The 12,776-nt window shown below is 67.2% G+C and carries 13 protein-coding genes; 8 read left to right on the plus strand and 5 right to left on the minus strand.

Translation table 11 applies throughout. From position 1 onward, the window contains the following. The first annotated feature begins 5 nt into the window (after nucleotides 1-5). From AC3G88_RS00490 to mtgA, 7 genes are all read left to right on the plus strand, one after another. Entirely contained in the window at nucleotides 6-605 is a 600-nt protein-coding gene (locus tag AC3G88_RS00490) for a YqiA/YcfP family alpha/beta fold hydrolase (RefSeq protein ID WP_488892942.1), read from the plus strand. Further along, nucleotides 602-1,252 (plus strand): chorismate--pyruvate lyase family protein, encoded by a 651-nt coding sequence (locus tag AC3G88_RS00495; protein ID WP_488892943.1) that lies wholly within the window; start codon nucleotides 602-604, stop codon nucleotides 1,250-1,252. The genes AC3G88_RS00490 and AC3G88_RS00495 overlap by 4 nt, the downstream gene beginning before the upstream one ends. Continuing rightward, complete coding sequence (fabG, locus tag AC3G88_RS00500; RefSeq protein WP_488892944.1) at nucleotides 1,249-1,989, plus strand: 3-oxoacyl-ACP reductase FabG; 741 nt, start codon at nucleotides 1,249-1,251, stop codon at nucleotides 1,987-1,989. The genes AC3G88_RS00495 and fabG overlap by 4 nt, the downstream gene beginning before the upstream one ends. Nucleotides 1,990-2,155: 166 nt before the next feature. Then, entirely contained in the window at nucleotides 2,156-4,273 is a 2,118-nt protein-coding gene (locus AC3G88_RS00505) for a ribonuclease catalytic domain-containing protein (RefSeq protein WP_488892945.1), read from the plus strand. Nucleotides 4,274-4,392: 119 nt separating this feature from the next. After that, complete coding sequence (locus tag AC3G88_RS00510; protein ID WP_488892946.1) at nucleotides 4,393-5,328, plus strand: energy transducer TonB family protein; 936 nt, start codon at nucleotides 4,393-4,395, stop codon at nucleotides 5,326-5,328. Then, complete coding sequence (gene aroE / locus AC3G88_RS00515) at nucleotides 5,328-6,206, plus strand: shikimate dehydrogenase (RefSeq protein WP_488892947.1); 879 nt, start codon at nucleotides 5,328-5,330, stop codon at nucleotides 6,204-6,206. Before AC3G88_RS00510 ends, aroE begins: the two co-directional genes overlap by 1 nt. Nucleotides 6,207-6,287: 81 nt before the next feature. Then, nucleotides 6,288-6,989 (plus strand): monofunctional biosynthetic peptidoglycan transglycosylase, encoded by a 702-nt coding sequence (mtgA, locus tag AC3G88_RS00520; RefSeq protein WP_488773599.1) that lies wholly within the window; start codon nucleotides 6,288-6,290, stop codon nucleotides 6,987-6,989. A 52-nt stretch (nucleotides 6,990-7,041) separates the two neighbouring features. Here mtgA and corA read toward each other — a convergent pair whose 3' ends face one another. Continuing rightward, on the minus strand, nucleotides 7,042-8,004 hold the full coding sequence (corA, locus tag AC3G88_RS00525) for a magnesium/cobalt transporter CorA (RefSeq protein WP_066732294.1): 963 nt from the start codon (nucleotides 8,002-8,004) through the stop codon (nucleotides 7,042-7,044). A gap of 475 nt (nucleotides 8,005-8,479) precedes the next feature. After that, on the minus strand, nucleotides 8,480-9,364 hold the full coding sequence (locus AC3G88_RS00530; protein ID WP_488892948.1) for a DMT family transporter: 885 nt from the start codon (nucleotides 9,362-9,364) through the stop codon (nucleotides 8,480-8,482). Between the two features lie 226 nt (nucleotides 9,365-9,590). Between AC3G88_RS00530 and pyrF the strand changes: the two genes are divergently transcribed. Further along, nucleotides 9,591-10,409 carry an orotidine-5'-phosphate decarboxylase gene (gene pyrF, locus AC3G88_RS00535; RefSeq protein ID WP_153947253.1) on the plus strand — a complete coding sequence of 273 codons (819 nt, stop codon included), beginning with the start codon at nucleotides 9,591-9,593 and terminating at the stop codon, nucleotides 10,407-10,409. Between the two features lie 86 nt (nucleotides 10,410-10,495). Here pyrF and AC3G88_RS00540 read toward each other — a convergent pair whose 3' ends face one another. The 3 genes from AC3G88_RS00540 to thiL form a co-directional block, all read right to left on the minus strand. Next, on the minus strand, nucleotides 10,496-10,993 hold the full coding sequence (locus tag AC3G88_RS00540) for a CinA family protein (RefSeq protein WP_153947254.1): 498 nt from the start codon (nucleotides 10,991-10,993) through the stop codon (nucleotides 10,496-10,498). A 60-nt stretch (nucleotides 10,994-11,053) separates the two neighbouring features. Next, the gene (locus tag AC3G88_RS00545; protein WP_488773525.1) at nucleotides 11,054-11,635 is read right to left on the minus strand and encodes a phosphatidylglycerophosphatase A family protein; all 582 of its coding nucleotides are present in this window, start codon (nucleotides 11,633-11,635) and stop codon (nucleotides 11,054-11,056) included. Between the two features lie 103 nt (nucleotides 11,636-11,738). After that, nucleotides 11,739-12,719, minus strand: coding sequence for a thiamine-phosphate kinase (thiL, locus tag AC3G88_RS00550; protein ID WP_488892949.1), 981 nt, complete (start codon nucleotides 12,717-12,719; stop codon nucleotides 11,739-11,741). Nucleotides 12,720-12,776 lie beyond the last annotated feature (57 nt).

Raw genomic sequence — 12,776 nt, forward strand, 5'->3', positions numbered from 1 at the left:
ATCACATGCTGCTGTACCTGCACGGTTTCCGGTCCTCGCCGCAGTCGATGAAGTCGCGGCTGGTGCAGGACCGGATGCGCGCCTGGGGCCTGGAGAAGTATTTCGCCTGCCCGATGCTCAACGTGTCGCCGTCCGAGGCGATTGCCCAGGCTGAGGCCGCGATCCGTGGCGCCCGCGCGGGCGGCGAGACCGATATCGCCATCGTCGGGTCGTCGCTCGGCGGCTTCTACGCGCGCTGGCTGGCCGAAAAGCATGGCTGCCGTGCCGTGCTGCTGAATCCGGCCATCCATCCATGGACTGATCTGGAGAGATACCTGGGCGAGCAGCCGCTGTACCACGGCGGCGGTTCGGTCGTGGTGCGGCCCGAACATCTGCAGGAACTGCTGGCGCTGCGCGTGGACGCCATCACGCGGCCCGAACGCTACTACCTGCTGGCCGCCACCGGGGACGAGGTGCTGGACTATCGCGAGATGGTCGCGGCCTGCCCGGGCGCCCATATCCGCATCATCGAGGGTAGCGATCACGGCATCAGCGAATTCGGCGACTACGTCGACGACGTACTGGCCTTCTGCGGCTATGCGCCGGGCGGAAAACGCAAGGTATGACGGGCGCGAGCGGCCTCAAGGGCCTGCGCGCCGCCTGGCACGCCCATCTGCCGCATGACGCGGCGATTCCGCTGAACCAGCGCCGCTGGATTGCCGGCGAGGGGTCGCTGACGGCCCGGTTGATGTCGGCATCGTCGCGCTTCCGCGTGCAAAGGCTGGCGCAGGCGCCCCAGTTGCCGTTTGCCGACGAATGGCAGGCGCTGGGCCTGATGCGCCCGGTACCGGCCATCACGCGCGAAGTGCTGCTCATCTGCGACGAAGTGCCGGCGGTCTTCGCCCATACCATCGTCGATCCATACCGGGCGCGCCGCGACTGGCCGTTCCTGCGCGGGCTGGGGAACCGCCCGTTGGGCGGCGCGCTGTTCGTGGACCCACGCGTGCGGCGCGAGCCGTTCCAGTTCGCGCGGCTATCGATCCACCACCCGCTGCGCCAGGCGCTGCAGCGGGTATTGCCGGCGTTTGCGTCGGTACCGATGCTGCCTGCCAGGCGCTCGGTATTCCGGCGCGGCGGCGGCGCCATGCTCGTGACAGAGGTCTTTCTGCCAGACCTGCTGGTGCGGGGGGCGCCTGCCAACATTGGCGCGGGCGGCACCAGACTGCCCCGCCGTATCGACACACACAGCAAGGAAGAGAGACAAGCATCATGAAACTGGAAGGACGGGTCGCCATCATCACCGGCGCAGCTGCCGGAATCGGGTTTGCCACGGCGGAGCGATTTGCCGCCGAGGGCGCGAAGCTGGTGCTTTGCGATGTGAATGAAGCGCGCGTGCGCGAGGCCGCCGACCGGCTGGCCGCCAAGGGCGCCAGCGTCGATGCGCACAAGATCGACGTGACCAGCCGCGACCAGGTGGATGGCGTGGTGGCGGCCACGCTGGCGCGCCATGGCCGCATCGACATCCTGGTCAACAACGCCGGCATCACCAAGGACGCGCGGCTGGCCAAAATGACCGAAGCGCAGTTCGACGCCGTGATCGACGTCAACCTGAAGGGCGTGTTCCATTGCGCCCAGGCCGTGGCCGCCGTGATGACCGAGCAGGGCAAGGGGGTGATCCTGAACGCGTCGAGCGTGGTTGGCCTGTACGGCAATTTCGGCCAGACCAACTACGCGGCCAGCAAGTTCGGCGTGATCGGCTTCACCAAGACCTGGGCGCGCGAACTGGGCCCGAAGGGCGTGCGCGTGAACGCGGTGTGCCCGGGTTTCGTGAACACCGAGATCCTGCAAAGCGTGCCGGAAAAGGTGCTGGACGGCATGAAGGAACACTGCTGGATGCGCCGCCTGGCCGAGCCGGCGGAGATCGCCGCCATCTACGCGTTCCTGGCCAGCGACGACGCCAGTTACGTGAACGGCACGACGATCGAGGCCAGCGGCGGCATGTCGCTCTGACCCGCAGGGCCTCGGCCCGTCGTTTCTGACCCAGGGTGTGCCGCCGTTGCCGCAAGACGGGGTGCGGTATCATCCCGGGTCGTATACCCGTCCGGACAGGCCGTGTTTTGCGCGTTGCAGCGCACATCGCGCGCCCCTGTCCCGGCACTTCTGAAAGTACCGATCCATGCAGTTGCTGTTCGAAGAAGGCGGCGAGATTCGCGCCGGCACCGTGCTCGCCCAACAGGGCGAGGCCTACCAGGTCGAGCTGCCTGCGGGCAAGCGCACCAAGGTCAAGGCCAAGGACGTGCTGCTGCAGTTTGCCCAGCCAACGGCGATCGAAATGGTGCGGCAAACCGGCGAACTGACCGCCGAGATCGATCTCGACTTCCTTTGGGAATGCGCGCCGGCCGAGGAATTCGGCTTCGGCGAGCTGGCTGCCGAGTACTACGGTGCCGATGCCGGCGCCGTGCAGCAGGCCGCGCTGGCCATGGCGCTGCATGGCAATCCGGTCTATTTCCGCCGCAAGGGCCGCGGCCGCTACATGCGCGCCCCGGAAGACCAGCTCAAGGCCGCGCTGGCCGCGGTGGAGCGCAAGAAGCAGCAACTGCTGGTGCAGGCCGAGTACGAGGAACAGCTCAAGGCGCGCAAGCTGCCTGACGCGTTCCGCGGCAAGGTGCTGCAGCTGCTGTTCAAGCCGGACAAGAACAGCCTCGAATTCAAGGCCATGGATGCCGCCTGCACCGCGCTGGGCATGACGCCGATGCGGCTGATGGTGGCGGTGGGCGGCGTGGAAAGCCCGCGCGCGCTGCACGAGGCCAAGTTCCTGGCCGACTGCTTCCCGAAAGGCACCGGCTTCCCCGACGTGGACGTGCCCGATCCGGCCGGCGACCTGCCCGTGGCCGACGTCCAGGCATTCTCGATCGACGATGTCACGACGACGGAAATCGACGATGCGCTGTCGGTGACGCGCATGCCCGACGGCAAGCTGCGGGTGGGCATCCACATCGCGGCGCCGGCCCTGGGTTTCAAGCGCGGCGAGCCGCTCGACGCCATCGCGCGCCAGCGGCTGTCCACGGTGTATTTCCCGGGCGACAAGATCACGATGCTGCCCGACAGCGTGGTGGACAAATACACGCTGCAGGAAGGCCGCACCTGTCCGGCCGTGTCGCTCTATGTGACGGTTGACATGGACGGCATCGATGGCGTGACCATCCTCGGCAGCGAGACGCGTGCCGAACTGGTGCCGATTGCCGCCAACCTGCGTCACAACCTGCTGGAAGACCTGGTGACCGAGCAGGCACTGGCGGCAGGCACCGGCGACTACCCGTTCCGCGAGCCGCTGACCGAGCTGTTCCGGCTGGCCAACCATCTGCATGACGAGCGCCAGAAGGCGCGTCTGGCCAGCGGCCTGCGTCCGGAAACGCACAACCGCGCGGACTTCAATTTCTATATCGACCCCCTGCCGAACGGCGGCGAGCGGGTGCGCATCGAGCAGCGCCGCCGCGGGTCGCCGCTGGACAAGATCGTGGCCGAGCTGATGATCCTGGCCAACAGCACGTGGGGCAAGCTGCTGGCCGATCACGGCGTGCCGGGCATCTATCGCACGCAGAAGGCCTGGGGCATGCACCGCACGCGCATGCAGACCTATCCGGCGCCGCACGAGGGCCTGGGCGTGGCGCAGTACGCGTGGAGCACCTCGCCGCTGCGGCGCTATGTTGACCTGGTCAACCAGTGGCAGATCCTGGCGGTGGCCCAGCATGGCGTCACAGCCAAGCTGGTGGCGCCGTTCAAGCCCAAGGACGCCGACCTGCTGGCGGCCGTGGCCGATTTCGAAGGCACCTATGCCGCCTATGCCGACCACCAGTCGACCATGGAACGCTACTGGTGCCTGCGCTGGCTGGCCCAGGAGGGCCGCGACAAGCTGATGGCCACCGTGCTCAAGGACGGCGCGGTGCGCTTCACCGAGATTCCGCTGGTGACGCGCGTGCCGGAACTGGCGCAGGCCAACCGCGGCACCCAGGTGCTGCTGGAAATCGCGTCGACCGACGAGATTTCGCTCGATGTGTCGTGCCGCGTGCTGGAAGTCTTCGCCGGTGAGGGCGAGGTGCCCGAGGAAGAGCTCGAAGGCGACAGCGACGACGGCGACGACGACCTGGCCGAGGTTTCCGCCGAGGCTGCGGCCGAAGCGGCTGCCGAGGATGCCTCGGAAGCCGCAGCGGAGGAGGGCGCCAGTCCGGCGCCCGGCCAGGATGGCGACGATGCGTCGGCGCCACGCGACACCGGCACCAACCCCCCCGCCTGAGTCCTTCGGTAAACGGGGCGGCTCCCGTACAATCGGAGTCGGTTCCGGCCCCCCTCCGCCGTGGGGTGGCCGGCTTTCGAGCGAGCCCCCATTCCGACCGTCCAGGTTCCTGACCCATCGTGAACGCCGTTCTCCCTGCTCCCCGCCACGTGCACCTGCGCGACCGGTGGCAATCCAGCAACACGCTGGTCAAGGCGCTTGTCGTGTCCGTGGCCATCCACGCGGTGCTGCTGATGGTGCGGATCGCCGCGCCGGAGGTGTTCGAGATCAAGCGTTCCGATCCGCAGCTCGACGTGGTGCTGGTGAACGCGAAGTCCGCCCAGAAGCCGCGCAACCCGACCGTGCTGGCGCAGGCCAACCTCGACGGCGGCGGCGACCACGATGCCCAGCGTGCCACCACGCCGCTGCCGGCGCAGACCGAATCGAAGGAAGGCGACCTCATCAGGCTCACGCAGCGCCGGCTCCAGGAGCTTGAAGAAGAGCAGCGCCGGCTGATGACGCAGGCCCGTGTGGCCGCGCCGTCCGTGCGCAGCCAGCCGGTGAAGCCGGGGGAGCAGCGCACCGAAACCCCGACGCGCGGGCAGGACGACCGCACGTCCACCGACGAGATGGCCAAGCTCGAAGCCGAGATCGGCCGCAACCTGGAGCACTACGCCAAGCGGCCCAAGCGCATGCAGCTGACGGCCACCAGTGCCCAGGGGGTGGACTATGCCCAGTATTACGACCGCCTGCGCCGCAAGATCGAGGCGCGCGGCACGAGCGACTTCCCGCAGAAGAACGGCAAGCCGCTGTATGGCCAGCTGATCCTGGTGCTCAACGTGAACCGCCAGGGCAAGCTGGGCTACAACCGCGACGGCTACAACGTCGAGGCGATCGACGTGGCCAAGAGTTCGGGTGACCCCGCGCTGGACCGCCAGGCCGTGGCCATTGTCCGTGCCGCTGCACCGTTCGGCGCCTTCACGCCCGAGATGCAGGCGAAGCAGGACATCCTCGAAGTCATTTCCACTTTCAAGTTCACGCGCAGCGGGCTCGACGTCCGCCTGCAAGGACGCTGATGACCGCAGAACAGCAATCCGCCGACCGCTATGTCGTGGTGGGCAACCCCGTATCGCACAGCCGCTCGCCGGCCATCCATGCCGCGTTTTCGCGCCAGACCGGCGAAGCCATCCAGTACGATCGCCTGGAGGCGCCGCTCGACGCGTTTGCCGACACCGTGCGCAAGTTCCTGGCCGACGGCGGCCATGGCTTGAACGTGACCACGCCGTTCAAGCTAGAGGCCTATGACCTGGCGGATCGCCTGACGCCGCGCGCGGAAGCCGCCGGCGCGGTCAACACGATGTGGATCGAGGACGGGCTGATCCACGGCGACAACACCGACGGCGTGGGCCTGGTGCGCGACATCCAGGACAACCTCGACGTGCTGCTGGAAGACAAGCGCATCCTGGTGCTGGGCGCCGGGGGCGCGGCCATGGGCGCGCTGCTGCCGCTGATCGAATGCCGCCCTGCGCGGATCGTGGTGGCCAACCGCACGGCGCAGAAGGCCAGCGACGTGGTCGAGCAGTTCGTGGAAGCGGCCGACCAGTACGGCGTGGAACTGTGGGCGGGCGGTCTGGACGCGCTGAGCGCGCTGTCCGAGGACGAAGCCTGCGACGTGGTCATCAACGCATCGGCCAGCAGCCTGCAGGGCGAACTGCCGCCGGTGCCGGAATACCTGCTGGGCGAAGGCGTGCTGGCCTACGACATGATGTACGGCGCCAGGCCGACCGTGTTCCTGGCCTATGCGGCCAAATGCGGCGCCCGCACGTCGGACGGCCTGGGCATGCTGGTGGAGCAGGCCGCCGAGGCGTTCTACAACTGGCGCGGCGTGTGTCCGAACACCGCCCCGGTCCTGGCCGAGCTGCGCGCCGCGCTGCAGGCCGAAGCGACCCGCTGATCCACGCGCGGAGCCGACTTGGCACGCCAGCGAAGCGGCGCCGCACGCGCACCGTCCCGGGCATCGGGCGCGGCCAATCCGCTGCGCTGGGTGGGCTATCTGGGCGAATGCCTGATCGTTGGCGTGCTGGCGCTGCAGTTGTACTTCTTCCTGCAGATTGCCGCCTGGCAATACCTGAATCCGTCATCCACGTCGTTCATGCGCGCCGAAGGCTGGCGCCTGTGCGGCTTCAACTTCTGGAGCTGCGCGATCGACCACAAGTGGGTGGGCTATGACCAGATGTCGCGCAATATCAAGCGGGCAGTGATTGCCAGCGAGGATGCCGACTTCGTCAACCATCCGGGCTACGAACTCGACGCGATGCTGGATGCCTGGGAGCGCAACAAGAAGCGGGGCCATATCGAACGTGGCGGTTCTACGATTACTCAGCAGCTGGCCAAGAACCTGTTCCTGTCTTCGGAGCAATACTACGTGCGCAAGGGCCAGGAACTGGCCATCACGTGGATGCTCGAGTTCTGGCTCGACAAGCAGCGGATCTTCGAGATCTACCTGAACTCGGTGGAGTGGGGCGAGGGGGTGTTCGGCATCGAGGCGGCCGCGCAGCACTACTTCCACACCTCTGCCGCGAAGCTGACCGTGGGCCAGGCCGCACGGCTGGCCGCGGCGCTGCCGGCGCCGAAGTGCTTCGACAAGAAGGAATACTGCGCCAACGTGCGCGTGAATTTCCGCGTCAAGGCATCGATCATCGCCCGCCGCATGGGCGCGGCGACGCTACCGGATTGACACTTTTTTGCTCCCCTCTCCCGCACGCGGGAGAGGGGAGCAAACACGGCCGTCAGCTCAACCAGCCCTTGCGCTTGAAATACACCAGCGGGATGGCCGCCGACACGGCCATCAGCGCGATGGCCCACGGGTAGCCGATGGCCCAGTCCAGTTCCGGCATCAGCTTGAAGTTCATGCCGTAGATGCTGGCGATCAGCGTGGGCGGCATCAGCGCCACCGACACCACCGAGAACAGCTTGATGATCTTGTTCTGGTTGATGTTGATGAAACCGACCGTGGCGTCCATCAGGAAGTTGATCTTGTCGAACAGGAACGCGGTGTGGTTTTCGATCGAATCGATGTCGCGCAGGATCTGGCGTGCCTCGTCCTGCTGCTCGGCCGACAATAGCTGGCTGCGCATCAGGAACGACACCGCCCGGCGCGTGTCCATGACGTTGCGGCGGATGCGGCCGTTCAAGTCTTCCTCGCGGGCGATGGTCTCCAGCACGTCGGCGGCGGCGGCATCGGTCACGTTCTCGGCCAGCACGCGGCGGCTGGCTTCTTCCAGCCGCTCGTAGATCTCCTCGATCGAATCGGCCGAATACTCGGCGTCGGTCGCGTAGAGGTCCATCAGCACGTCCTTGGCGTTGCGCACCGATCCGGGCCGCATCCGGGCGCGCAGCCGTACCAGGCGGAACACGGGCAGGTCTTCGTCGTGGATCGAGAACAGGACGTCGCGCGTGAGCACGAACGCCACGCGCACGTTGCGCGACGCCTCGTCTTCCGCCAGCAGGAAGTCGGTGCGGATATGGATGTTCTCGTCCTCGCCCTCGAAGTAACGCGCCGATGCCTCCAGGTCACCGAGGTCTTCGAGTTCCGGCAGGACGACGCCGTAGGCTTCCTTGATCCACGCCAGCTCCTCGTCGTCGGGGCTGACCACGTCGATCCAGATGGGCTTGTGCTGCAGCAGCTCATTGCGCTCGTCGACCTGCTCCTGGGCGAGCCGACCTTTCTGCAGGACGAACAGATTGATCATCCCTTGGATTCCTTGTTACTGATTGCGCGTTTGTCCGGAAACAGGCGCAGGCAAGGCATCGCCAGCAAAGCGACCATGGGGCGGCCGGCAAGCGTGATCGCGCTGCGCGCGGACGGCGGATGCCGGTCCGTTGCAAGGCGATGACGTTTGCCTGTTGCCTGTATCTGGCTGGCAAGCCGGGGGGAGGGGAAGATCCGCAGCGCGCGGCGGCCGGCAGGCGGCCGCAGGAGAAACGGAAAGACACACTCACCCGCAGGTGTCTGCGGGCAAGTACGGCGACGAGCAGGGCAATGGCCCCGCGCGGATCGGCGTTACGCAGCCCGCAGTGACATGGCATCCGGCGAAGACGCGGCCTGGCCGCTACAACCCGAACACCCGATGCTACTGCCCACGTAGTTTCTCCGGGATTCTGATGGCCGCGAGTGTAATCCAACGCGGGGGGGCTTGTTAAGCGAAATCTCTGCGCCGGTGTTGCTCACAGGCGCCGCCGCAGCAGCGGGGCCAGCATCACCGACGACAGCGCCGCGAACATCAGCACGATGGCCGTGTAGTCCTGCCAGTGCGGCGTCTCGCCCAGCAGCCACATGCCCGAGAACACGCCCACCACGGGAATGAACATGATCGACAGGCTGGACACCACGGGCGGCAGGCTGCGCGCCAGCGCGAACCAGACCAGGTGGCAGTACGCGAAGACCACCACGGCGTTGTAGGCGATGGCGGCCCATTCGATGCCGGTGGGCATGCGCCAGCCGGTCTCGAACAGCAGCGATCCGACGGCCAGGAACGGCAGCGTGACGGCCAGCATCCAGAAGGTCAGCGCGCCGATCGGCACATCGGTCGGGGTGCGCTTCATCAGCTGGGTGCCGAAGCCCCAGCCGGCGGCCGCCACCAGCATCAGCAGCGTGCCGGCCGGGCTGCCGGTCAGCGCGGCGATCTCGCCCGACAGCAGCAGCACGGTGCCGGCCAGCGCGCAGGCGATGCCGATCCAGGCCGACAGCGCAATCCGCTCGCGGAAGACCAGCAGGCCCCAGACCACGGCCCAGATCGGCATGGTGTAGCCCAGGATGGCCGCCCGGCCCGACGACAGCATCTTGACCGCGCAGATGGCGAACAAATGCCAGATCACCATGTTCGGGATGGCCAGCTTGACCACCGTGGCCCAGGCCTGGCGCGGTACCTGCAGCGAATCGCCGCGCAGCTTCAGGGCCAGGCCCAGCGCCACCAGCCCGCCCGCCATGCACAGCAGCCGGAATCCCATGGCCGGGAAGTGGGCGACGCCGACCTTCATGATCGGCCAGTTCAGGCCCCAGGCGATGGTCAGGATGACGAGCAGGACAAGGCCGCGGCGGTCGAGGTGCATGGCGCAGGAGGGGGGGCGGCGACCTGATGTGACGGGGTCGCTCTTTTTAAGCGGAAGCTCCAGACAATATCACGCCAGCAGGTAGAATGCCGCCCACGCCATATGTTGGGCCGCGGGATGCCTTGTTCGCCCCGCCGCGCCAACCGGCCGGCGCCGACCCGCGTTATGCTGTGAAGACTGTCGAACGCAGCCGGGCCGCCGGCTTCACCCGAATACCGAGCATCCCATGACCTTTACCGAATTGCTGTCCAATGCCTGGCAGCGAAACGATTCCCTGCTGTGCGTCGGGCTCGATCCGGACCCGGCCAAGCTGCCGCTGTCGATGACCGGCACCGGCGGGGCGATCTTTTCGTTCTGTCGCGAAATCGTCGATGCCACGGCCGACCTGGTCTGCGCCTTCAAGCCGCAGATTGCCTATTTCCACTCCCAGCGCGCCGAAGACCAGCTCGAGCAGCTGATCGAGTACATCCACGACGCCCATCCCGGGATTCCGGTGATTCTGGACGCCAAGCGCGGCGACATCGGCTCGACGGCCGAGCATTACGCCATCGAGGCATTCGATCGCTACAAGGCCGACGCGGTGACCGTCAGCCCGTACATGGGCTTCGATTCGATGTCGCCGTACCTGGCGCACCCTGGCCGTGGCGTGATCGTGCTGTGCCGCACGTCGAACCCGGGCGGTTCGGACGTGCAGTTCCTGCAGGTCGACGGCAAGCCGCTGTACCAGGTGGTGGCCGAAGCCGCGCGCGAACGCTGGAACACCAATGGCCAGATGGGCCTGGTGGTGGGCGCGACGTTCCCGAACGAAATCGCCAAGGTGCGCCAGATCGTGGGCGACATGCCGCTGCTGATTCCGGGCATCGGCGCCCAGGGCGGCGACATCGAGGCCACCGTGAAGGCAGGCCGCACGGCCGATGGCACCGGCATGATGATCAATTCGTCGCGCGCCATCCTGTACGCCAGCCGCGAAAAGGATTTTGCCGCCGCCGCCCGCAACGTGGCGCTGCAGACGCGCGAGACAATCAACCGGTATCGCCACGGCTGACGCGTTGACGCATGATGGATGGGGTCGGCGGTTGCTCCCCTCTCCCATTGCATGGGAGAGGGGAGAAAACCACGCCTTCCCTTCACCTATTCCTCGTTCCGGATCAGTTCGATCAGCCCGCGCATCGCGTGCTCGGCCGCCTGGCGGCGGATCTGGGCGCGGTCGCCCTTGAATCGCTGGGTTTCTGTGCGGGTGGTGATGCGGTTGCTCCAGCCGAAGCAGACCATGCCCACCGGCTTTTCGGGCGAGCCGCCGTTCGGCCCGGCCACGCCCGTGATCGATAGCGACACCTGTGCGCGGCTGTTCAGCAGGGCACCCTCGGCCATGGCATGGGCCACCTCCTCGCTAACCGCGCCGTGGTCGCGGATCAGTTTGGCGGGCACGCCGATCATGGTGGTCTTGGCTTCGTTGGAGTAGGTCACGAAGCCCCGCTCGAACCAGCCCGACGACCCCGACACATCGGTGATGGCCGCCGCCACCAGCCCGCCCGTGCAGGATTCGGCGGTGGCCAGCATGAGCGAACGTTCCGCAAGGACGGCTCCGGCCTGGATGGCAAGCTGGTCGAGCAGGCGGCTGACGGACATGGCGACGGTTCCCCGAGATCCTGATGCAGTGATGAAGGCGCGATGAAATGGCGCGGGCGCTCAGAACGAGCGCCACAGGGCGAAGACGAGCAGCGTATAGAACGCCGCGAACATATCGTCGAACATCACGCCGAACGCGCCGGTGAACCCGGGCCCCTTGAGCGTGCGGTCGTAGTACCGGATCGGCGCCGGCTTGACGATATCGAAGAAGCGGAACCACAGGAAGGCCGCGAACTGGCCCCAGAAGCCGGTGGGCATGACAAACACCAGCACCAGCCAGAAGGCGACGATCTCGTCCCAGACCATGCTGCCGTGGTCGTACACGCCCATGTCGCGCGCGGTACGCAGGCAGGCCCAGATGCCGACCAGGAAACCGCCGGCGATGATCCACAGCCACGTGTTCGGCGCGATCCACATCGAGATCACGACGTACGACAGCCAGCCATACAGCGTGCCGACCGTGCCCGGGCTCACCGGCGACAGGCCGGAGCCAAAGCCCAGCGCAATCAGGCGGGCGGGATGGCCGAGCATGAAGCGGGCGGTCGGGCGCATGACCTTGGCGGTCTGGCCGGCGTCCAGCGTGACGGGCTCGGCAGGATTGGCGGGATCGCGCGGCGCGGCCCCGGGGGGATAGGCGGACATCAAGAACCTGGCTCGACTTTTCTAGTGATATATGGCGCGCAAGTGTGCAGTTCTCCCTGTTGCGCGCATGCCTGGCATCATGACACGGCTTGCGTGCGAAGTGTCACGGGGCGCTGAAATGATCGAATGACGCACCCGTAAAGGCGAACGGGTCGCCCTGACTATCGACGATGCGCAGGCCGGCTTCCGATGTGATCGAACCGGCACGTGTGAGCGGCAGGCCGAGTTGCCGGCCGATGGCGGCGATGGCCTCGCGATGGCCCGCCGGGGCGGTGAAGCAGAGCTCGTAGTCGTCGCCGCCGGCCAGCACGCATTCGCGCTGCAGCGCCAGCGGCTGCGCCCCGAGAATCTCGGAGCGGGGCAGCGCATCGACGTCCAGGATGGCGCCGACCGACGAGCGCGCCAGGATATGGCCCAGATCGCCGATCAGGCCGTCGGATATATCCAGTGCAGCATGCGCCACGCCACGCAAGGCGATGCCGAGCGCCACGCGCGGGGTGGGCGTATCCATGCGCGGGCGGATCACCGTGAAATCGGGTTCGGGCAGCAGCCATTCGCCGCGGCAGTCGCCCAGGGCCAGCCGGGCATCGCCCAGCGTGCCGGAGATCCAGATGTCGTCGCCGGGGCGCGCGGCGTCGCGGCGCAGGGCCTGGCGCGGCGGCACGTCGCCAAACACGGTGATGGACAGCGTCAGGGGCCCCTTGGTGGTATCGCCGCCAATCAGCTCGCAACCGTGGTCGTCGGCCAAGGCGAGCATGCCGCCCGCAAACGCTTCGAGCCAGGCGGGATCGGCCTCCGGCAAGGCCAGCGCCAGCGTGAACGCGCGCGGTTCGGCGCCCATCGCGGCCAGGTCGGACAGGTTCACGGCCAGCGCCTTGTGTCCCAGCGAGCGCGGCGGCACGTCCGGAAAGAAGTGGCGGCCGCTGACCAGCATGTCGGTGCTGATGGCAAGCTGATGGCCTGGCCGGGCGTCGATCAGCGCGCAGTCATCGCCCACCCCCAGCGCAGCCTTGCGGACGGGGCGCGTGAAGAATCGGCGAATCAGGTCGAATTCGGACAGGGAAGCGGGCGTGGGATCTGGCATCAGGTGGGGAGCATACCGGCTGGTCAAGCCCATCGGCATGCGGCATATTGTACCGAA

Source organism: Cupriavidus sp. 86D6, from assembly GCF_057815095.1.

Coding starts and splice junctions, on each gene's coding strand:
- thiL (WP_488892949.1), bottom strand. CDS start 12,719: ATGCCAGATCCCACGCCCGCTTCCCTGTCCGAATTCGACCTGATTCGC.
- aroE (WP_488892947.1), top strand. CDS start 5,328: ATGACCGCAGAACAGCAATCCGCCGACCGCTATGTCGTGGTGGGCAAC.
- AC3G88_RS00530 (WP_488892948.1), bottom strand. CDS start 9,364: ATGCACCTCGACCGCCGCGGCCTTGTCCTGCTCGTCATCCTGACCATC.
- AC3G88_RS00490 (WP_488892942.1), top strand. CDS start 6: ATGCTGCTGTACCTGCACGGTTTCCGGTCCTCGCCGCAGTCGATGAAG.
- AC3G88_RS00505 (WP_488892945.1), top strand. CDS start 2,156: ATGCAGTTGCTGTTCGAAGAAGGCGGCGAGATTCGCGCCGGCACCGTG.
- AC3G88_RS00540 (WP_153947254.1), bottom strand. CDS start 10,993: ATGTCCGTCAGCCGCCTGCTCGACCAGCTTGCCATCCAGGCCGGAGCC.
- corA (WP_066732294.1), bottom strand. CDS start 8,004: ATGATCAATCTGTTCGTCCTGCAGAAAGGTCGGCTCGCCCAGGAGCAG.
- AC3G88_RS00495 (WP_488892943.1), top strand. CDS start 602: ATGACGGGCGCGAGCGGCCTCAAGGGCCTGCGCGCCGCCTGGCACGCC.
- fabG (WP_488892944.1), top strand. CDS start 1,249: ATGAAACTGGAAGGACGGGTCGCCATCATCACCGGCGCAGCTGCCGGA.
- pyrF (WP_153947253.1), top strand. CDS start 9,591: ATGACCTTTACCGAATTGCTGTCCAATGCCTGGCAGCGAAACGATTCC.
- AC3G88_RS00545 (WP_488773525.1), bottom strand. CDS start 11,635: ATGTCCGCCTATCCCCCCGGGGCCGCGCCGCGCGATCCCGCCAATCCT.